The 19,885-nt window shown below is 38.5% G+C and carries 21 protein-coding genes, 1 tRNA gene and 2 rRNA genes (1 of these 24 cut by a window edge); 22 read left to right on the top strand and 2 right to left on the bottom strand.

Annotated elements, in window-relative coordinates:
* Positions 1 to 38: 38 nt before the first annotated feature.
* The 8 genes from yidC (at position 39) to RHP56_RS08535 (ending at position 7,778) form a co-directional block, all read left to right on the top strand.
* Entirely contained in the window at positions 39 to 962 is a 924-nt protein-coding gene (yidC, locus tag RHP56_RS08570; protein ID WP_025268448.1) for a membrane protein insertase YidC, read from the top strand.
* Positions 963 to 1,021: 59 nt separating this feature from the next.
* Positions 1,022 to 1,795 (top strand): TrmH family RNA methyltransferase, encoded by a 774-nt coding sequence (locus RHP56_RS08565; protein WP_002815751.1) that lies wholly within the window; start codon positions 1,022 to 1,024, stop codon positions 1,793 to 1,795.
* Positions 1,796 to 1,872: 77 nt separating this feature from the next.
* Complete coding sequence (gene secG, locus RHP56_RS08560) at positions 1,873 to 2,109, top strand: preprotein translocase subunit SecG (protein ID WP_002815749.1); 237 nt, start codon at positions 1,873 to 1,875, stop codon at positions 2,107 to 2,109.
* A 106-nt stretch (positions 2,110 to 2,215) separates the two neighbouring features.
* A complete protein-coding gene (gene rnr / locus RHP56_RS08555; protein ID WP_050895110.1) occupies positions 2,216 to 4,540 on the top strand; it encodes a ribonuclease R in 2,325 nt (774 codons plus the stop codon).
* Between the two features lie 11 nt (positions 4,541 to 4,551).
* Positions 4,552 to 5,016, top strand: a complete 465-nt coding sequence (gene smpB / locus RHP56_RS08550; protein WP_025268446.1) for an SsrA-binding protein SmpB — start codon at positions 4,552 to 4,554, stop codon at positions 5,014 to 5,016.
* Between the two features lie 135 nt (positions 5,017 to 5,151).
* Positions 5,152 to 6,708: a ribonuclease Y gene (gene rny / locus RHP56_RS08545; RefSeq protein ID WP_036092244.1), complete on the top strand. Its 1,557-nt coding sequence runs from the start codon at positions 5,152 to 5,154 to the stop codon at positions 6,706 to 6,708.
* 144 nt (positions 6,709 to 6,852) lie between these two features.
* A complete protein-coding gene (locus tag RHP56_RS08540; RefSeq protein WP_002815745.1) occupies positions 6,853 to 7,245 on the top strand; it encodes a DUF948 domain-containing protein in 393 nt (130 codons plus the stop codon).
* A 2-nt stretch (positions 7,246 to 7,247) separates the two neighbouring features.
* Positions 7,248 to 7,778, top strand: a complete 531-nt coding sequence (locus RHP56_RS08535; RefSeq protein WP_011680330.1) for a hypothetical protein — start codon at positions 7,248 to 7,250, stop codon at positions 7,776 to 7,778.
* A 17-nt stretch (positions 7,779 to 7,795) separates the two neighbouring features.
* Here RHP56_RS08535 and rnhC read toward each other — a convergent pair whose 3' ends face one another.
* Entirely contained in the window at positions 7,796 to 8,707 is a 912-nt protein-coding gene (gene rnhC, locus RHP56_RS08530; RefSeq protein WP_042251451.1) for a ribonuclease HIII, read from the bottom strand.
* Positions 8,708 to 8,885: 178 nt separating this feature from the next.
* On the opposite strand from rnhC, the gene RHP56_RS08525 reads away from it, so the two are divergent.
* The 6 genes from RHP56_RS08525 (at position 8,886) to RHP56_RS08500 (ending at position 14,388) form a co-directional block, all read left to right on the top strand.
* Positions 8,886 to 9,263 carry a hypothetical protein gene (locus RHP56_RS08525; protein ID WP_010291083.1) on the top strand — a complete coding sequence of 126 codons (378 nt, stop codon included), beginning with the start codon at positions 8,886 to 8,888 and terminating at the stop codon, positions 9,261 to 9,263.
* A 107-nt stretch (positions 9,264 to 9,370) separates the two neighbouring features.
* A complete protein-coding gene (locus tag RHP56_RS08520) occupies positions 9,371 to 9,763 on the top strand; it encodes a cell division protein ZapA (protein ID WP_102753762.1) in 393 nt (130 codons plus the stop codon).
* Entirely contained in the window at positions 9,760 to 10,281 is a 522-nt protein-coding gene (locus RHP56_RS08515) for a CvpA family protein (protein ID WP_011680327.1), read from the top strand. Before RHP56_RS08520 ends, RHP56_RS08515 begins: the two co-directional genes overlap by 4 nt.
* A gap of 58 nt (positions 10,282 to 10,339) precedes the next feature.
* Positions 10,340 to 12,742, top strand: coding sequence for an endonuclease MutS2 (locus RHP56_RS08510; RefSeq protein WP_102753763.1), 2,403 nt, complete (start codon positions 10,340 to 10,342; stop codon positions 12,740 to 12,742).
* A 155-nt stretch (positions 12,743 to 12,897) separates the two neighbouring features.
* A complete protein-coding gene (locus RHP56_RS08505) occupies positions 12,898 to 13,248 on the top strand; it encodes a hypothetical protein (RefSeq protein WP_010279689.1) in 351 nt (116 codons plus the stop codon).
* A gap of 63 nt (positions 13,249 to 13,311) precedes the next feature.
* Positions 13,312 to 14,388: a hypothetical protein gene (locus RHP56_RS08500; protein ID WP_011680325.1), complete on the top strand. Its 1,077-nt coding sequence runs from the start codon at positions 13,312 to 13,314 to the stop codon at positions 14,386 to 14,388.
* Positions 14,389 to 14,438: 50 nt separating this feature from the next.
* Here the strand turns inward: RHP56_RS08500 and RHP56_RS08495 are convergent, their stop codons facing one another.
* Entirely contained in the window at positions 14,439 to 14,765 is a 327-nt protein-coding gene (locus RHP56_RS08495) for a hypothetical protein (RefSeq protein WP_010291209.1), read from the bottom strand.
* A 256-nt stretch (positions 14,766 to 15,021) separates the two neighbouring features.
* Between RHP56_RS08495 and gmk the strand changes: the two genes are divergently transcribed.
* The 8 genes from gmk to RHP56_RS08455 form a co-directional block, all read left to right on the top strand.
* Positions 15,022 to 15,618, top strand: coding sequence for a guanylate kinase (gmk, locus tag RHP56_RS08490; RefSeq protein WP_102753813.1), 597 nt, complete (start codon positions 15,022 to 15,024; stop codon positions 15,616 to 15,618).
* A 10-nt stretch (positions 15,619 to 15,628) separates the two neighbouring features.
* A complete protein-coding gene (gene rpoZ / locus RHP56_RS08485) occupies positions 15,629 to 15,841 on the top strand; it encodes a DNA-directed RNA polymerase subunit omega (protein ID WP_011680323.1) in 213 nt (70 codons plus the stop codon).
* A 39-nt stretch (positions 15,842 to 15,880) separates the two neighbouring features.
* Positions 15,881 to 16,468 carry a peptidylprolyl isomerase gene (locus RHP56_RS08480; RefSeq protein WP_011680322.1) on the top strand — a complete coding sequence of 196 codons (588 nt, stop codon included), beginning with the start codon at positions 15,881 to 15,883 and terminating at the stop codon, positions 16,466 to 16,468.
* Positions 16,469 to 16,540: 72 nt separating this feature from the next.
* Entirely contained in the window at positions 16,541 to 16,924 is a 384-nt protein-coding gene (locus tag RHP56_RS08475; RefSeq protein ID WP_011680321.1) for a CvfD/Ygs/GSP13 family RNA-binding post-transcriptional regulator, read from the top strand.
* A 6-nt stretch (positions 16,925 to 16,930) separates the two neighbouring features.
* Positions 16,931 to 17,302, top strand: a complete 372-nt coding sequence (locus RHP56_RS08470; RefSeq protein WP_011680320.1) for a hypothetical protein — start codon at positions 16,931 to 16,933, stop codon at positions 17,300 to 17,302.
* A 331-nt stretch (positions 17,303 to 17,633) separates the two neighbouring features.
* Positions 17,634 to 19,184, top strand: a 16S ribosomal RNA gene (locus RHP56_RS08465).
* Between the two features lie 114 nt (positions 19,185 to 19,298).
* Positions 19,299 to 19,371: transfer RNA gene (locus RHP56_RS08460), tRNA-Ala, on the top strand.
* A 188-nt stretch (positions 19,372 to 19,559) separates the two neighbouring features.
* Positions 19,560 to 19,885, top strand: a 23S ribosomal RNA gene (locus tag RHP56_RS08455) (it continues 2,590 nt past the right edge of the window).
* Together the 16S and 23S rRNA genes with 1 tRNA gene alongside form the textbook arrangement of a ribosomal RNA operon.

Raw genomic sequence — 19,885 nt, 5'->3', positions numbered from 1 at the left:
AACTTTTTTAACATGATTTTCAAGGAGAAACCCTGATTATGAAACAATTAAAACGCGTTCTGACGTTTGCGTTTGTTATTTTTGATATTATTTTGCTTACTGGTGGTTATAATCAACACAGTAGAATGTATCGTTGGATTGGTCAGCCATTGGCTGAATTAATGACTAATATCGCTCATTTTATCGGTGGTGTAAACGGTATTGGGTGGGCAATTATCGTTATAACTGCAATTTTCCGCTTGATTTTGTTACCATTTTTCTTGAATCAACAAGTTAATACAACTGTCAATCAAATTAAAATGCAGAAGTTGAAGCCGGAAATTGATAAATTACAAACTTTATCTCGTAAGGCAGCTACGACAGAAGAACAACAAAAAGCTAGTATGGCGATGATGTCATTATATCGAGAAAATGATGTCAGTGTTATTGGTGGCATTTCATTTTTGACAATGGCAATGCAATTGCCTATTTTCTCAGGATTATATTCTGCTATTTTGCATGCACCAGCTTTGCAGGGTGCATCCTTTTTAGGATTTGACCTTGGGAAACCACAATTAGTTTTTGCCATCGTTGCCGGTATTATTTATCTAATTCAGGCTTGGTTAATGATGCAACATATGCCTGAGGAACAACGTAAGACATCAGCTGCAATGATGTTTGTTAGTCCTGTAATGATTTTTGTTTTTGCTATGATTGCAAGTGGTGCTATTGGCCTATACTTCGTTATCGGCGGTATATTTGCTTTAATCCAGACATTAATTCAACACTATCAACGTCCTGGTTTAGAAAAACGCGTTACAGCTGAATTTAAAATTCAAAAGACTGCTGATGATTTAATGGCAGAGGATATTAAAGTACCAAATGCCAATGCAGGAAACACAAAAGTTACTGATGCGCCAAACGTTGTAAAAAATCAAAACAAAAAGAATCGCAATGCTGGGAAGCAACAGCGGTCGAAGTAAGTACGTCAATTTTTTGACGTACTTTTGTCAGTTCTTAGAAAGAACAGAAAGAAATACACATGGAAAGAATTATTTCAAATCAAAATGCACGTGTGAAAGCATGGGCAAAACTTGCAACAAAGAAAGGTCGTCAAGAGAATCATACTTATTTGCTCGATGGCTTGCATTTAGTTGAAGAGGCGGTTAAGGCTGGTGCAAAATTCCATGCAATAATGGCTACAGAAAAACAAATGGCTGACTATCTCCCAAATGTGCCTCATGGTGTTCCGGCTTTTGAAATCAGTGAAGAAGTTGCCAAACATATTGCTGGTACGAATACTCCACAAGGTATTTTTGCAGAGATTAGTTTACCTGAAAAGACATTTGATCCCAGCTATGTTCACGATGGTGCATGGTTGTTGTTAGATAAGATTCAAGACCCTGGAAATGTTGGCACATTAGTGCGAACAGCAGACGCAGCAGGTTTTAAAGGTGTTGTTTTAGGTGCTGGCACAGCTGATGCATTTGCTCCCAAAGTTGTACGTGCTATGCAAGGATCTCAATTCCATTTAGAAGTCTTGAATGGAGACTTAAGCGAGTGGGTTGCTGCCTTGGCAGCTAATAATCTTCCAGTTTATGGTTCACAATTAAATGAAAAAGCAAAATCATATCGCGATGTTGAACCAAGCACACAATTTGGTTTAATTGTTGGTAATGAGGGACAAGGCATGTCAGCTGAATTAGCAGAAAAAACAACAGCCAACTTATACATTCCTATTCAGGGACAGGCTGAAAGTTTGAATGTAGCTATTGCTGGTGGTATTCTAATGTTTAGTTTGGCATTGGGAAACTAATAACATTTTGCCAAAATTGGCGATTTAGCGTAAAATTTGCTATAATAAATGTTAACGATTTAATAGAGGATATAACTGTGGAAAAACTACTTACTATTGCTCTAATTGTTGTAGGCTTTTTGCTTATTATGACAGTTATGATGCAACCAAGTAAACAACAAGATGCATTATCAGCATTATCAGGTGGCGCAGGAGATTTGTTCGCAGAACGTAAGTCGCGTGGATTTGAAGCTGTTATGCGTCGTACAACAGCAGTGCTTGGGGCATTATGGTTTGTCATTGGATTTGCCTTAATGTACATTTCAGCACATTAAAAAAATCAGTTTACGCTTTTTTTCGTAAACTGATTTTTTTTATCTCAATTTATAGTAAATAACATACATACTACATGGTAGTAAATTAAACTAACAAGGAAAACATATGGAACTAGAACAATTAAAATCACAGCTTACTGGCTTCTTGAAAGCTAACCGTGAGCAAATATTTACCGCACAAAACTTAGCTGACGGCTTAAGAATGACAGATAGCCAAGAATACAAGCAGGTTGTCAATGCTTTAAACGCTAGTGTACGTGACGGGGATGCTATCGACATCAAAAATGGTTATCAATATAACAAAAATGCTGGCTATACAATTGGCGAGTATCGTGCTAATGATAAGGGCTTTGGGTTTGTTAAATACGATGACGAATTACCTGACTTTTTTATTAACCCAGAAAATACACTACAAGCAATGCAGGGCGATACGGTACGTGTTTCAACATTAAAACCATCACCAACACCAGATCGTGGACCAGAAGGTAAAGTAGAAGAGATTCTTGAACATGCTTACGAGCGTATAGTAGGTACCTTTTCATTAGGTTCAGAAGCTCGCAACATGATTGGTGAATTACACCTCAGCGACAAGAAAACAATGAATTTTAAAGTGTTAGTTAGCGGTGACGGATTAACACCTAATGATGGTCAGGTAGTCGTAGCGGAAGTTACTCGTTTTCCTGATAAAATCCATCCACGAGAAATAATTGCTACGGTAACCGAAACACTTGGATATAAAGATGAACCAGGAATGGACATCTTACAAATCGTCTACAGTAAGAAAGTTCCAAATGAATTCCCGCAAGAGGTGTTAGATGATGCACTCGAAATTCCAAGTGAAGTTTCCGAATCTGAATGGGCTGGCCGAGAGGACATCACAGAGCAAACATTAGTTACAATTGATGGTGCTGACACGAAAGATATTGACGATGCTGTAGTTGCTTGGAAGTTAGACAATGGCAACTACCATCTGGGTGTGCACATTGCAGATGTTTCACACTATGTGACGGAAGGTTCTAGTATTGATGCTGAGGCTTATAATCGCGGTACATCTGTCTATCTGACTGATCGTGTTATTCCAATGCTGCCTAGAAATATATCTAACGGTATTGCTTCATTAAATCCAAACGTTGTGCGTTTGGCAATGTCTGCAGAGATGGAAATTGATCCACAAGGAAATGTAGTGAATCATAGACTTCATACCTCAGTTATGAAATCTCATGCTCGTATGACTTACGATGCAGTCAATAAAATTTTAGAGGGTGATGTTTTCGTCCAAGATGAGTACGCAAAATTAGTACCCATGTTTAAAGTGATGGGTGAGCTACATGAAATTCTGTATAATATGCGTAAAAAGCGTGGCGCAATAGAATTTGATGCACCTGAGGCACAAATTATTGTTGATGAAGATGGTAAAGCCACTGATATTAAGTTGCGAGAACGCGGTACCGCTGAACGAATGATTGAATCCTTCATGCTAGCGGCCAATGAAACCGTTGCCGAGCATTTTGATAAACTTAAAGTACCATTCTTGTACCGTATTCACGAGACGCCTGATGCTGATCGTGCTAAGTCGTTTTTTGAATTTTCAAAGGCTTTAGGGCACCCAGTTGTTGGTGATCCAAGTAAAGTAACACCGATCATGTTACAAAAGTTAATGGAAGATGTTGCTGGTGATCCTGCTGAACAAATGATTTCTACGATGATGTTGCGCGCGATGAAGCAAGCGAAATATTCACCGGATCCAGTTGGACACTTTGGTTTAGGTGCGGAGTATTATACTCACTTTACTTCACCAATTCGACGTTACCCCGATTTGACAGTTCATCGGTTGATTAAATGGTATGAGAGACATGGTCATGGTGTTCAAGCACAAGAAAAGTATGCTAGTCATCTTGGTAAAATTGGTGAAGATACAAGCTCACGTGAGCGTCGAGCCATTGATACTGAACGTGATGTTGATGCTTTGAAGAAGGCTGAATACATGATGGATAAAGTTAACCTCGAGTTTGATGGAGTAGTCAATTCAGCGTTGAAGTTTGGCTTGTTCATTAGTCTTGAGAATACAGTTGAAGGACTGGTTCATATTTCGAACTTAACTGATGATCATTATGAGTATGATGAGTCTCATGCTGCATTAATTGGCCGTTCGAAGCATCGTATTTTCCAAATTGGGCAAAAAGTACGAGTCAAGGTTTTGCGTGTTAATAAAGATGAGCGCGTAGTTGATTTTGTATTGGTTAATCCAGAAGATGCGCCAACGACAGATATTCGTGTAGCTTCAAAGGCACATGGTAAGTTCGGTAAAGGTCGCAATCGTGATGAGAGGCGTAAAAACGAGCGCCGTGGTAAATCAGAAGGACCACGTCCAAAGAGAGCACCCTTAGATAGTAAACAGGGGCATAAACGGGATAGCAAACGTAACTTTTAAGGTGGTTTGTCATGGCAAAAAAGAAACAAAATACTGAAAATTATCTTGCTCAAAATCGTAAAGCGCGATTTAACTATGCCATTGCGGAAACTTTTGAAGCCGGTATCTCATTAACGGGAACGGAAATTAAGTCAGTTCGGGCGGGTCAAATTACCATAGGGGATGGATTTGTAACGGTACACAATGGTAATGCTTTACTAACCAATGTGCATATTTCCTCTTATGTGCAAGGGAATCAATTTAATGTTGATCCATTACGGACTAGACAATTATTGTTGCACAAACGAGAAATTCGAGTTCTTGAGAAAGCAACGCAGGAACAAGGTGTAACCATTGTCCCTTTGAAGGTTTATTTAAAACATGGCTTTGCTAAAGTTTTAATCGGTATAGGTCGTGGAAAGAAAAAATATGATAAACGAGAAGATATTAAAAAACGTGATCAAGAGCGAGAATTAAGCCGTCGATTTAAAAATTAGGAGCTAAAACGCTCTTTTTTATTTTTGTAAAACAACTCATCGGTCTCTGGAATACTCTATTGACCCGTCATGAATTAACATATATACTTAATATATGTGAAATCTAATATTCACAAGCTGAAAGGATATACTAACATGGTAGTTACAATCATTTCAGTGTTTTTCGCAATTGTGATTGGTCTTGGTATTGGATACTATGTGCGCAAGTCACAAGACGCGCATAAAGTTATTTCTGCCGAGCAAATGGCAACTAACATTCTTGAACAAGCAAATAATGAAGCTAAAAGTTTGAAACGTGCAGCAGAAGTTGATGCTAAAGATTTGGCACAAACTTATCGAAATCAAGTTAATGATTCGTATAATGATCGTCAAAAGCATCTGCAGCAACAAGAACAAAGGCTAGAAGATCGCATCAATAACCTCGATAAAAAAGATGCGGCCTTGAATCAACGTGATGCATCATTGATTCAAAAAGAAAATCAAGTACAGACACGCCTTGATGACGCAGATAAAAAAGAAGTATTAGCACAGAAGTTGTTGACTACACAACAAGACAAGTTGGAAGAAATTGCTCAACTGTCTCCTGATGAAGCTAAGAAACAAATTTTAAGTGAAACTAAAGCAAGTTTGACTCGTCAACGAGCAGCCTTGATTAAAGAAGCGGAAGAAGAAGCAACTAGCGAAGCTGAGAAGCGTGCTCGTAATATTATTGTGCAAGCTATTCAACGTTCCTCAGCTGATTCTGTTGCTGACGTGACTGTCTCTGTTGTCAATTTGCCAAGTGAAGATATGAAGGGAAGAATTATTGGTCGTGAAGGCCGTAATATTCGTACTTTAGAATCCCTAACTGGCATTGATTTAATTATTGATGATACACCAGAATCAGTCGTTTTGAGTGGATTTGATCCTGTTCGACGTGAAATCGCAAAAATGGCATTAGATGCCTTAGTTGCGGATGGTCGAATTAATCCGTCTCGTATTGAAGAAATGGTTGAAAAATCACGACGTCAAATGGATGAAACGATTCGTGAAAAGGGTGAACAAGCTGTCTTTGAACTAGGATTACGAGGCATGCACCCAGACTTAATTAAGATGATAGGGCGTATGAACTATCGAACTTCATACGGTCAAAATGTGCTCCAGCATTCAATCGAGGTCGCAAAACTTGCGGGAATGATGGCAGCAGAGCTTAAAATGGATGTTGCGCTTGCGAAACGCGCTGGATTAATACACGATATTGGAAAAGCAGTTGATGCTGAGGTCGAAGGTTCCCATGTGGAATTAGGCGTCAGATTAGCTGAGAAGTTTAATGAGAAGCCAATTGTAATCAATGCAATTGCTTCTCATCATGGTGATGTTGCAGCAATCTCGCCGATTGCTGAGTTAGTAGCTGCGGCTGATGCTATTAGCGCTGCTCGTCCGGGGGCTCGTAGCGAGTCACTAGAAAATTATGTGCAACGTTTAAAGGATCTTGAAGCGATTGCAAATAATTATCAGGAGGTTCACACAGCATATGCTATTCAAGCAGGTCGAGAAGTGCGCGTGATTGTTGAACCTACAAAGGTTACAGACTTGCAAGCTAAAGTATTGGCACACGACATTAAGTCGGATGTCGAAGAAAAACTGGAATATCCCGGACATATTAAAGTTACGGTTATTCGAGAAACACGTGCAATTGACTATGCACATTAAGCCATGATAAATAATACACTAATAAAAAAGTCGTTCGTAGAGCGTCTTTTTTTGTTATAATTAATACAAGTGAGAATGTTTTAAATTTTTCATAAAAAGTTAAACAAAGTATAATCATAACTATGATATTTAGCGGAGGATTTTATGGAACCAGGACAATTAGCATTAATTATATTTGCCGTAGCCTTTCTACTTTTGGTGATTTTTATTGGCATATTCTTGTTACGTCTAACACGTTCATTGGGTGTTATAACAATGGATGTCGATACGATCGCACGTTCAAGTAATGAGATTTTGGGAAATGCTAATGTATTGCTAAATGATATCAATGGCAAAGTTAAAACCCTTGATCCAACGGTACAGGCAATGGCTGATTTATCAGTAACTGTGTCAAAACTAAATAATTCAGCGCAAAATGTGACTCACAAGTTTTCAGGTGTTAAGGCCGGTGCAACTGGTGTGGCGGCTGCTATGACTAAAAACGCAACAAAAGCGGCTATGGGTAAGTTTAGAAATAAAAAGAAGACGGAGGTCTAATTATGTCAAAGACAAAAGTATTTATTGCAGGTGTTTTAGCAACTACGGCAGCATATGTTGCTTATAAAGCATTGCCTAAAGATAAGCAGGATGAATTGTCAGCCAAAGCACATAATACGGGGGCATTGCTACGTGATAAGGCTTATGATGCTGCTTACAATGCAGCGGATGTAGCGGCTGATGTGACAGAAAAAGCCAAAGAAAAAACCGCTGCCTTGAAGACGGATAGTCAAGAAAAATATGCTGACCAAATTGACGCTGCAACTGAAAAAATTAAGGATTTAACAGATCAAGCAGCGCCATATGTTGATAAAGCTAAAGATTTTGTTACTCCTTATATTGAAAAAACACAAGATGCACTTACTGATTTACGAGATAAATTCGCCAGTGAGGATATCGAATTAACACAAGATGATGTTGATTTGGAAGAAGCTTTGGCTGATTTGGCCGACGATGAAAATGTAAAAGATGCTGAAGCATCATCGATTAAAGATGACGATACTTCAGAAACAACAGCAAAACCAGAAGCATAAATAAAAAAGCAGAATGTCTATAATAGGCGTTCTGCTTTTTTAGTGTTGGCAAAATGTAGTTTAGCGTAGTGTTTCAAATCAATACCTCGTCGTAATAATTCCGCAGCAACAGTATCAACTTCACGTCCTGCACCAATAGGCAGCTTGATACCAGCTTCGACACTTAATTTAGACATGGCGTCTAATTCTACTACACGAGCTAAGATAGAAGCAGCGGCGACACTCAAATGATATTGCTCTCCTTTAGTAGTGAAGTATACATTTTCATGGATTATCCGTTGTTGCTTGGCATTCTTGAGATAATTAAAGTATGTGCTTTGTTGTGCAAATTGATCAATTAAAATGGCTTGGGGTGTGATTGGGAAAATTTTATCCAATACTTTACCTAAGGCAAAATTATGAGAAATTGCTTTCATCTGGTTCACATTATGCAATGGCTGCAGTTGATTATATTTTTCAGGCATTAAATTAACAACATGATGAGGTAGCTTAGCAATAATTTGGGGAGCAATTTTTTTCATTCTGTCATCTGTTAAGGTTTTGGAGTCAGCAATACCTAGTGCTCGCACCCACTCTAAGTTTTCTTGGGATACATAAACGGCGGCTGTTGTTAGTGGACCAAAATAGGCACCAGCACCTACCTCATCAGAACCTAGAACCGACCAGTTAGCGAAATCAGCTGGAAGAGTTGTGCTCATTTTTTTAGGCGTGTCAAGACTGTGAATTGAATTTGATTGCCACTTAGCAGCCTCAGCACTAGCAGTTTTGCCTTGAAACATGACTTTACCAGAGTAGTAGCCAGTTACAGTGGCAGATCCACTACTAATTGAGAACAAGGCTCCAGTAGGCACTTTCTTACTGGAAAATTGACTATAATAATGAGCCATTTGTTTTAATTTTTGATTATTGACTTGAATAACTTTTTGCATATTAGCAGTATAGCAGTTTTTGGCACTGTGTGTTTAGAAAAAAATTCATCTTATTATTATTGGTTTTCTACTTGTTAGTGATAACATTCTCAAAATCAGTTTGAGATATGTTAATATTATATAATCGCAGTATGGGTTATTGCTGTTGAATTATAGTCACATGGGGAGAAAATAAAGTATGTTAAAAACTAAGTCACTATTAATAGCCATAATAATAGTAGTAGTTTTTGGTGGGGTAGCTATTCTGTTGTGGGAGTTCACGACGGGGGCAGATTACACAGTGGTGAATAAAGATGATGAAAGGAAATTTTATCAGGTTCTTCATAAAACTGATGTGTCTGATAAAATCCTCCAATTTAAAATTAATGATAAAGTGATTAAAGGGGATTCAATACTTTTGAATTTGCCAGAAAACAATAATAAAAAGGTTAGCATTTTAGTTGATAATAATCATATTGATAGGATATTTAAAGTTGGAGATATAATTACGGTAAAACTTAATCGTAGTGTAAAAATTAGAGATAATTTCTATGTTGTGAGCGCCGATATTAAATAATTCATGAAATGAAAGGATAGTCTCCAGTTTCTCCAGTGCTCATTAACTAAACTAACGGTGTTGGTAGTTTTTCCGCGCAATTATGGGATTTATTGTATAATTAAAGTATGACAAAACAACAAAGAAGACAATACAAGGCAACTATTGCCGGTAAAACATATGTTATTTCTGGGGAAGCGAGTCTGACCCATTTTAAATCAACAGAGGAATTACTTAATAAACAGATTAAGCAAATTAAAGTTGTTGCTCCAAAGTTGTCACAATTGGATCAGGCGATTCTTTTGACATTCAATTCAATATCTGATCAGTTGTATAAACAAGCAGAAATTGATGAATTACGTGAAAAAATAGCTGAAATGGAAGCAGAAATTAATTTGCTACAATCGCAAAAAGAAAGGCTGAAGCCTAAAAAAAGTGCCGTTTCAAGTATTATCGCTACAGCTAAGCAAGAAAGCCGTACGCGCGCATCAAACAAAATATTTAAGGAAACTGACAAATGATTTTATTAGGATTGGCAATAATTTTTATTTTAATTACTATTAGAATGGGTTATCGCATGGGATTAGTCAATGCGGTGCTTCGTTTTATATTGTGGGTAATTGTTTGGTATATTGCCATTAAATTTTCTAAGCCGTTTGGACAGCTATTAACTGATTTTGTCTCGGGGCAATTTGTGCGAACGACAATACCACAGAGTGTTGTTGGTGACGGTTCACAATTTTTAGCATCAGGATTAGTATTTACAATAATATTCATCCTGGGTGGCATTGTTAGTCACTGGATATTAAAATCTTTTAGCGTTGTCCGACACATTCCATTATTGGGATGGTTTGACGCGATCCTCGGTGGTCTGCTGTATGGTATCATGGGCGCTGTTATAGCATTTTTTGCCCTAGAACTACTGTCTGTAATGCCTAACGTCTGGATCCAAGACCAATTCTTAAAAACGCCGCTATTAAACGATATATTAGACAATATGCCATTTTTTGCTAATCAAATATATAATTGGTGGCTATAGAATCTGACATAGAACAGAATCTAGTAACATTTTTGTTCTAGATATTTGGGAAGATAAAATGAATCAAAAAGTACTACAAACATTAGAATATGACAAAATCAAGTCACAACTGAGTGATTTTTTATCAACGCCCATTGGACGACAAGAAGCAGACGCGCTGCAGCCAATTACTGATGTACATATAATTAATTATTGGCTGCAAGAAACAGCAGATGCGATGATGATTGATCGTTTGAAAGGCGGCATCCCGCTAGCTAAATTAGCCGATATCACACCGCATTTGAAAAGACTAGATATTCAAGCAAGTTTAAGTGCTACTGAATTAGCTGAAATAGGAAATGTTTTACGTAATACAAGTGCTATTTCTAATTTTTTCATACAGATGAAAGATGAGTCAATTGGTGAATCTTTAGAAGTGCTTATTGAACAAGCTGAGCAATTAGAAACGTTGCCTGAGGTTACCAAATCAATTCAAACTGCTATTGACTCAACTGGTCGTATTAATGATGAAGCATCATATGAGTTAAAATCAGTTCGAGGCAAAATAGTCGGTCACGAAAATGCCATTAAAAATAAGATGCAGGAATTTACTAAAGGCAAAACTGCACAATATTTGAGTGATCCGATTGTTACTATTCGAAGTGATCGGTATGTTTTACCAGTAAAAGCAGAGTATAGAAGTCAATTTGGTGGTGTTGTTCATGATCAAAGTCAAACAGGATTGACACTTTATATTGAACCACAAGCTGTTGTTGAATTGAGTAACAAACTAAGCGAGCTTCGCGTGAAAGAAAATGCAGAAGAGCAGCGAGTGTTGCAAGAACTATCAGCAGAATTAGAGCCACATATAAATGAGATTCAACAAAATGTTCAAATTTTAGGGCACTTTGACTTTGTTAATGCCAAAGCGCGGTTAGCAGCCCGCTTAGATGCTATGCAACCAACTGTCAGCGTAGAGAACCACATTAGCTTGCGACAAGCTTGGCATCCACTGCTGGATAAAAAAATTGCAGTAGCTAACGATATAAGCCTTGGGGATAGCTACAAAACTATCATTATTACTGGTCCTAACACTGGTGGTAAAACGATCACGATTAAAACGCTTGGGCTATTACAATTAATGGCTCAATCTGGATTATTTATAACGACAAGGCAACCCTCTACGGTAGGTATTTTTGATGAAGTTTTTGCAGATATTGGTGATGAACAATCAATTGAACAAAACTTGTCTACCTTCAGCTCTCACATGGCCAACATTGTGTCAATGCTTGACCACATTGATAATAAAACATTAGTTATTTTCGATGAACTGGGCGCTGGAACTGACCCAGCAGAAGGGGCGGCACTAGCAATTGCCATATTAGACAAAGTTGCTAGCCTAGGGGCGTATACGATAGCTACGACACACTATCCTGAGTTGAAGTTATACGGTTATAATCGACCAGAAACTAAAAACGCTTCCATGGTGTTTGATGTGGAAACATTACAACCAACTTATCAATTCTTGATGGGTGTGCCAGGACAATCTAATGCTTTAGCAATTGCGAAGCGTTTAGGATTTGGTGAAGATGTCATTGGTGCAGCGATGGCTTTGACTGACGAATCGGATCAAGACTTGAATAATATGATTGCTGATTTGGTTGCACAGCGAGATGAAGTCAAAAAAAATAATGAAGAACTTAGATCACAACTAAAGGCGACGGAAGAAAAGTCAGAAGCCTTAAGCGAAGAACAAAGTAAGTTGGAAAAAGAGCGCGCGCATGTTATTTTAGACGCTAAAAATGAAGCTAATCATATTGTCGCAGCAACCAAAAAACAGGCAGAGCAATTGATTAGTGAAATTCGTAAAGAGCGTTTAAGAGCAGGACAGCGTGGTGAGTTAACTGAGCAAGAACTGCAAGCCAGAAAAGGAAAGCTAGATCAGTTACGGCAGAATGACTCTTTGGAAAAAAATAAAATTTTGCAAAAAGCAAAAAAGGTAAAAGAATTAGCCCCTGGGGATGAAATTACCGTCCGTTCTTACAGCCAGCAGGGTACTTTAGTCAAAAAGCACAAGAATGGTCAATGGGAAGTGGAGATGGGCATTTTAAAAATGCTTGTTGATGAAGACGATATTGTTAAAACTGAAGCAACTGTGAAGGCTCAAAAAGGTAAAGCTAAGAAGAAACAACAAAAAATTATTCGAAAAACAACAAGCAGTGGATCAACGCGGGCTTCTGTAAAATCGTCATTGGACTTGCGTGGTGTACGTTATGAAGCTGCTTTAACCGAGCTAGATCGATATTTAGATACGGCAGTATTAGCAAACATTAGTCCTGTTGAAATTATACATGGAAAAGGCACAGGTGCGTTGCGTCAAGGTGTTACCGAGTTTTTGAGATCTGATCGTCGCGTGAAGTCGTATCATTTTGCTAGTGCAAATGCAGGTGGTGACGGTGCAACGATTGTGGAATTGAAGTAATTTAACTATTGATTAAGAAGAAGGCTTTCTCGTCGAAAGCCTTCTTCTTTCGTAAGAACGGGTAATAAATTGGGATTAATACGACGAACATTGATTGTTCAATTTGATTGATTTTTTATAGTATACTTGTATTGAAACTATTTTAAGGAAAACACATGGCAAAAGAAAAATTTAACTCTCAAGAATTTTTATCATCATTATTTCATTATGCGCACGGATTTAACTTTAATCATATTATTTTTGATGCAAACAGATATAGGGTCTCAGTTAGTTTGATGCGCAGGTCAGCAACATACGGGAATGCAGAAATGTTTTATGTGTCTGCGGATCCAAAGGAATTTGCCCCAGTGATGTCAGCTATTAATAGTGCAATTGAAATTGCCGAATTAGAGGGCAAACAACAGGCAACCGTTGTCACACCTAATTTAGAGCGTAACGAGCAAGTATTTCAGTTCAAGTTACGCGAGTTTGGTAGTGGGAAGTACAATCTAGATTTGAGTATTTAAAAAGGAGGATGTGTTGAATGCAGATCACGAATTATAAGTGATTTAATTTGATACTTTTATGATATGAAACAAGGGAAATCAGCGCAAATAAAAAAAATGCGTCATATAAAATCAAAGCAGAAATTCACTTCAAAAAGTGTATTGCCAGAATTTAACTACAATGATTTTGCGGGCTTTTTGCGTGCACGATATTATTTGACATACAATACTAAATATTCTACAGAAACATTTGAAGTAGCTTCTTTTTTCTTGGATGACGTGATTGCTACGATTGTGCAACAAAATTTTACAAAATTTACTAGCAACGAACGGGCCACAGTTAATTTGAACGAGGTTATGCAAGCAGCATTAGTGAATAGCGATGATCGTGATTGGCGTTACTTTGTACTGTTGGTACCCGTCTTGTATGATATGCAACAATTCTTGGTAAAAGAAAGTAGTGTTAACAAGAGATTTATCGCTCACGCACCAAAATTTGATATTAATTTTTGGCGTATGATTATGCGCACGGTAATCGCGATTAATTTTTTCAAGTGGCAAGGTAAAGATGTTGCGGAAATGATGAAAACGTCAAACGCCATTGATGAACTGCAATTTAAGTTTTTGTCAGAAAGTGAAGATGATGATGACTTTAATCTTGAAATTATTAATGAAACATTCCGCGGACTATCACCTAAAATGAAGCCTTTGAAGAATACTGATGATGTGCAAAAATTGCAACCATCGTTGTCACCAGACGAAATGCAAACAGAAATTGAATTTGCTGATAAAAGTCTACAAAAGTTCCAAGAAGCTTCTGTTAAAGATGTTGTCAGTGATAATGTCATTAATATGCTTCATGCCTTTCACGAGGGAATGGCACGCGAGTTTAATGCAACTCACAAATTATGGCGAGCAAATTTGTTAAATGCATTTGCTGAAAAACATCTGTTAGATTATTGGACACCACAGTGGCGTGATTTAGATGGCATTGGTGGTGAGGTCAAATCTTATTTAACTTTTTTGAGTAGTAAAAAAGCCCTCACAGGATTAGGTGACCTTGTAGCAGGGACTCTTGATATTGATCGTTATATTGATGTAATTGCGATTAATTCTTTACTTGAAAAGTTAGATATGAAAGATATAGAGAAACTTAGTTAAAGCACAACTATGATTGTGCTTTTTTACGTACACATATGGTTGGTTGACAGTCAATTAAATGAAATGTGTCGAATCATTCCTGGTGTTATATTAGAGAACTTATGAGTCTTATAGGATTGCACAAAAAGCTGGCCATGATTATTTTGGTAAATGTATCCAGACAACTGCGTAATGCGCTCATTGAACAAAGAATCATTGAGCTGAACGGTTACAGGATCAGTTGTATTTAGCGCTAGTTCTAATCGTACAATGATTTCCTGTGCATTTAATTGGCGCTTTAAAGGCACTGCTTTTTTTGAAGCAACGTATTTAATAAGTTTTTGAAGTAAATGATGTAATGGTGCTTGAAATTGATGTTGGACAATATAATTTTGCATACCAGTCTTCTCCACTCGTTATTGTATAAATTTATTATACGAACAAATGTTCAAATAAGCAAATCATGGAAAGTTTCTTAAACGTTTCTTGAATATTATTATGATCATTATGTTGATAAATAGGCATATTCTGTTTATAAAGTCTATATTTGTCTATACGAACAAATATTCACTACAGTGGCTGTATTTATGTTAACATTGATATTGTGGCTGTACATTGCTATAATATTCTTATTAGTTTATAAAGAGGAATATTATGACTCAGCGTGGTTTATTAATCGTACTTTCAGGACCCTCAGGTGTCGGAAAAGGCACTGTACGTAAAGCAATTTTTGAAGAAGAAAGCATTGATTTTCAATATTCGATTTCCGCTACAACACGTCAGCCCCGTGCTGGAGAAGTAGACGGTGAAGATTATTTCTTTGTAACCCGTGAACAGTTTGAAGAAAAAATTAATAATGGTGACATGTTAGAGTATGCAAAATATGTCAGCAACTATTACGGAACACCTAAAAGCTTTATAGACGAGACGTTGACGAGCGGGCGTGATGTTTTTTTGGAAATAGACGTACAAGGTGCCTTGCAAGTTAAATCAAAAATGCCAGAAGGTATTTACATATTTTTGACACTTCCGGATTTGGCAAATCTACGCGACCGTTTGGTCGGCCGTGGTACAGATTCTGCTGATGTGATTGAAAAACGAGTTGCAGCGGCGCGTGACGAACTTAAAATGATGATTAATTACGATTATGCTGTTGAAAACGATGTGGTTTCAAACGCAGTTGAACGAATCAAATCAATCATTACAGCAGAACGCCTACGCGTAACGCGTGTATTTGATAAGATACAATAAGGAGAGAGACATGTTACTATATCCATCAGTTGATAAGCTATTAGAAAAAGTTGACTCACGCTATAAGCTAATTGCTTTAGGCGCAAAGCGTGCTCGTGAATTGGATGCTGGTTTACCAGCAACTCAAGAAACATTTGAATCGAATAAGTCTGTTGGGCAAGCGTTAGAAGAAATTGAAAATGGCGCTGTCATTATTGACCCCAAATTTGAAGACGAAGTATAAACGCCACTAGGCGTTTTTTATAATTTTAGGAGAAAATTCATGGTAGATTATCCACAATTAGACGCTGCTAATTATAGTGGCCCTGTTGCAATTTTTAAAACAAATAAGGGTGATATTAGAATTAAATTGTTTTCTGATATTGCGCCAAAAACTGTCGAAAATTTCATTACACATGCAAAAAATGGATATTACAACAATGGCATTTTTCATCGTGTGATCAGTGACTTTATGATTCAAGGTGGCGATCCTGAAGGAACCGGTATGGGCGGTGAAAGTATTTGGGGCGGCAGTTTTGAAGATGAGTTTAGCGATCGTTTGTTTAATACGTATGGGGCTCTTTCGATGGCTAACGCTGGTCCTAATACGAATGGATCGCAGTTCTTTATTGTACAGGCATCTAATTTTCCATCACAAATGGTTTCGGCATTGCGTGATTTACCGGCAGAGGTAGCTGATTTTTATCGACAAAAAGGTGGTACACCATGGCTTGATGGCAAACATACTGTGTTTGGTCAAGTGATTGAAGGATTAAATATTGTCGATGAAATAGCGAAAGTAAAAGTTGATATGGCGGATAAGCCACGTGTAGACGTAGTTATCAATACGATTGAGATAGCAGGTGCATAACCTGCTTTTTTTATTGTTCAAAAGAACGAACAACTAAGAGACCATGATATAATGAAACATAGAGGCAAAATAATGAAGTATTCTGTAGGTCAAAAACTAAAAGGACGCATAACAGGGATTCAACCATATGGGGCATTCGTATCATTAGACGATCACACACAAGGATTAATTCATATTTCGGAATGTAAATCTGGTATTGTCCGTGATTTGAATGGTGAATTAAAAGTGGGCAAAGAAGTCAATATCGTAATTATGGATATTGAACAGTATAATGGCAAAATAAGTTTATCATTGCGTCAAGATGAAATGATAAACACTAACAAAAAAATGATGGGCAAAAACCACAATTTTAAAAAACGTTTTTGGACAAACTATCATTTAGAATACGGCTTTACATCTATTGCTAATAAACAGAATGAATGGATTGAAGAGGCACTTGAGCGTCTCGGAAAGTGAGTAAATATGTCGTTGATAGCAGTTACAGCAATTGCAGTGAAAGATAATCTACCTTATTTTTTGGTACAAAAAAAAGAAAATGGCTACCAGTTCTTCACTACAAAGATGCATAAACACAATAATGATACATCCTTGGGAGCAGCACTACGCGGTTTAAAAGAGTTGGGGGCAGTAAATTTTGATGATTGGCGTCTTGGTGAATTGACTAGCGTGGAAGTTGAGGGTGAGTTGTTATCAATTTATTCTTTTGAGGTAAAAGATACTGAGAAGATTGAACAAGAATTAAATTTTAAACTTAAATTCATGCCGGCCAATAAGATTCATGAGCTCTTAAAAACCTTAAAAACCACATTATTTGTCAGTTTTGAAGAAAATTGAAAAAAAGGTTGACTTTTTTAATAAAGCGAGTATAGTTATAGGAGTTGTTTCTTACGAAGCAGCAACGTAAGGGCAGTGAGGTCGACGAAAACTTCTTAAAAGAAGTAGTTGACAAAGCGAAACGAGCGTGGTAAGATAATATAGTTGTCTCAGCGACAACGAGTAGCACATTGAAAACTGAACAAAACTTTGAACAAACGAATCTGTAGCTGTTACGTAAAGTAACAAAAACAAATTTGCGAAGTCAATTCGTAACAAACAATAAACGGATTACGTTATAGAGATATAGCGAAATATAGTCAGTTTAATCGAAGAGCAATCTTCAAATTTTCAAATTGAGAGTTTGATCCTGGCTCAGGATGAACGCTGGCGGCGTGCCTAATACATGCAAGTCGAACGCACAGCGAAAGGTGCTTGCACCTTTCAAGTGAGTGGCGAACGGGTGAGTAACACGTGGACAACCTGCCTCAAGGCTGGGGATAACATTTGGAAACAGATGCTAATACCGAATAAAACTTAGTGTCGCATGACACAAAGTTAAAAGGCGCTTCGGCGTCACCTAGAGATGGATCCGCGGTGCATTAGTTAGTTGGTGGGGTAAAGGCCTACCAAGACAATGATGCATAGCCGAGTTGAGAGACTGATCGGCCACATTGGGACTGAGACACGGCCCAAACTCCTACGGGAGGCTGCAGTAGGGAATCTTCCACAATGGGCGAAAGCCTGATGGAGCAACGCCGCGTGTGTGATGAAGGCTTTCGGGTCGTAAAGCACTGTTGTATGGGAAGAACAGCTAGAATAGGAAATGATTTTAGTTTGACGGTACCATACCAGAAAGGGACGGCTAAATACGTGCCAGCAGCCGCGGTAATACGTATGTCCCGAGCGTTATCCGGATTTATTGGGCGTAAAGCGAGCGCAGACGGTTTATTAAGTCTGATGTGAAAGCCCGGAGCTCAACTCCGGAATGGCATTGGAAACTGGTTAACTTGAGTGCAGTAGAGGTAAGTGGAACTCCATGTGTAGCGGTGGAATGCGTAGATATATGGAAGAACACCAGTGGCGAAGGCGGCTTACTGGACTGCAACTGACGTTGAGGCTCGAAAGTGTGGGTAGCAAACAGGATTAGATACCCTGGTAGTCCACACCGTAAACGATGAACACTAGGTGTTAGGAGGTTTCCGCCTCTTAGTGCCGAAGCTAACGCATTAAGTGTTCCGCCTGGGGAGTACGACCGCAAGGTTGAAACTCAAAGGAATTGACGGGGACCCGCACAAGCGGTGGAGCATGTGGTTTAATTCGAAGCAACGCGAAGAACCTTACCAGGTCTTGACATCCTTTGAAGCTTTTAGAGATAGAAGTGTTCTCTTCGGAGACAAAGTGACAGGTGGTGCATGGTCGTCGTCAGCTCGTGTCGTGAGATGTTGGGTTAAGTCCCGCAACGAGCGCAACCCTTATTGTTAGTTGCCAGCATTCAGATGGGCACTCTAGCGAGACTGCCGGTGACAAACCGGAGGAAGGCGGGGACGACGTCAGATCATCATGCCCCTTATGACCTGGGCTACACACGTGCTACAATGGCGTATACAACGAGTTGCCAACCCGCGAGGGTGAGCTAATCTCTTAAAGTACGTCTCAGTTCGGATTGTAGTCTGCAACTCGACTACATGAAGTCGGAATCGCTAGTAATCGCGGATCAGCACGCCGCGGTGAATACGTTCCCGGGTCTTGTACACACCGCCCGTCACACCATGGGAGTTTGTAATGCCCAAAGCCGGTGGCCTAACCTTTTAGGAAGGAGCCGTCTAAGGCAGGACAGATGACTGGGGTGAAGTCGTAACAAGGTAGCCGTAGGAGAACCTGCGGCTGGATCACCTCCTTTCTAAGGATAATCGGAAAGCGACAGGGACTTAAGTGTCAATTTGTTTGTTTCAAAGTTTTGTTTAGTTTTGAGTGTGATACTTTAATAGGTATCATGGTCTCAAAGTGATCCTATGGGGAATTAGCTCAGCTGGGAGAGCACCTGCTTTGCAAGCAGGGGGTCAGCGGTTCGATCCCGCTATTCTCCATAGCTAGTCGAAAGGCTAGCATGTTGTACATTGAAAACTGAATAGTAACAAATTCTTTTAAAAGCAATCGTAAGATTGCACTAAAATGAACCGAGAAACAACACAAAAAGTTCTTTAAAAAGAACGGTTTAATCGCAGGTCTGAAAAATGACCAACTCATAAACTTAAACCACAACTTCGGTTGTATAGGTTAAGTTAATAAGGGCGCGTGGTGAATGCCTTGGCACTAGGAGCCGATGAAGGACGTGACTAACTACGATAAGCTTTGGTGAGCGGTAAGTACGCTATGACCCAAAGATTTCCGAATGGGGAAACCCAACTCGTAAGAGTTGTCTGTATCTGAATACATAGGATATTTGACGGAATACGCTGTGAACTGAAACATCTCATTAGCAGCAGGAGCAGAAAGAAAAATCGATTCCCTAAGTAGCGGCGAGCGAACGGGGAAGAGCCCAAACCAACGTGCTTGCATGTTGGGGTTGTAGGACTGATATATAAGAGTTACAAAAGTGTT

The sequence above is a fragment of the Leuconostoc sp. C5 genome (assembly GCF_056530425.1).
The sequence above is the reverse complement of the archived record's forward strand: the minus strand, read 5'-3'. Positions and strand labels throughout refer to the sequence as shown.

Coding starts and splice junctions, on each gene's coding strand:
- RHP56_RS08540 (WP_002815745.1), top strand. CDS start 6,853: ATGGAACCAGGACAATTAGCATTAATTATATTTGCCGTAGCCTTTCTA.
- RHP56_RS08470 (WP_011680320.1), top strand. CDS start 16,931: ATGTCGTTGATAGCAGTTACAGCAATTGCAGTGAAAGATAATCTACCT.
- RHP56_RS08520 (WP_102753762.1), top strand. CDS start 9,371: ATGACAAAACAACAAAGAAGACAATACAAGGCAACTATTGCCGGTAAA.
- rny (WP_036092244.1), top strand. CDS start 5,152: ATGGTAGTTACAATCATTTCAGTGTTTTTCGCAATTGTGATTGGTCTT.
- RHP56_RS08475 (WP_011680321.1), top strand. CDS start 16,541: ATGAAGTATTCTGTAGGTCAAAAACTAAAAGGACGCATAACAGGGATT.
- RHP56_RS08500 (WP_011680325.1), top strand. CDS start 13,312: ATGAAACAAGGGAAATCAGCGCAAATAAAAAAAATGCGTCATATAAAA.
- RHP56_RS08565 (WP_002815751.1), top strand. CDS start 1,022: ATGGAAAGAATTATTTCAAATCAAAATGCACGTGTGAAAGCATGGGCA.
- rnhC (WP_042251451.1), bottom strand. CDS start 8,707: ATGCAAAAAGTTATTCAAGTCAATAATCAAAAATTAAAACAAATGGCT.
- rnr (WP_050895110.1), top strand. CDS start 2,216: ATGGAACTAGAACAATTAAAATCACAGCTTACTGGCTTCTTGAAAGCT.
- RHP56_RS08525 (WP_010291083.1), top strand. CDS start 8,886: ATGTTAAAAACTAAGTCACTATTAATAGCCATAATAATAGTAGTAGTT.
- gmk (WP_102753813.1), top strand. CDS start 15,022: ATGACTCAGCGTGGTTTATTAATCGTACTTTCAGGACCCTCAGGTGTC.
- yidC (WP_025268448.1), top strand. CDS start 39: ATGAAACAATTAAAACGCGTTCTGACGTTTGCGTTTGTTATTTTTGAT.
- RHP56_RS08515 (WP_011680327.1), top strand. CDS start 9,760: ATGATTTTATTAGGATTGGCAATAATTTTTATTTTAATTACTATTAGA.
- smpB (WP_025268446.1), top strand. CDS start 4,552: ATGGCAAAAAAGAAACAAAATACTGAAAATTATCTTGCTCAAAATCGT.
- RHP56_RS08480 (WP_011680322.1), top strand. CDS start 15,881: ATGGTAGATTATCCACAATTAGACGCTGCTAATTATAGTGGCCCTGTT.
- rpoZ (WP_011680323.1), top strand. CDS start 15,629: ATGTTACTATATCCATCAGTTGATAAGCTATTAGAAAAAGTTGACTCA.
- RHP56_RS08495 (WP_010291209.1), bottom strand. CDS start 14,765: ATGCAAAATTATATTGTCCAACATCAATTTCAAGCACCATTACATCAT.
- RHP56_RS08510 (WP_102753763.1), top strand. CDS start 10,340: ATGAATCAAAAAGTACTACAAACATTAGAATATGACAAAATCAAGTCA.
- RHP56_RS08535 (WP_011680330.1), top strand. CDS start 7,248: ATGTCAAAGACAAAAGTATTTATTGCAGGTGTTTTAGCAACTACGGCA.
- RHP56_RS08505 (WP_010279689.1), top strand. CDS start 12,898: ATGGCAAAAGAAAAATTTAACTCTCAAGAATTTTTATCATCATTATTT.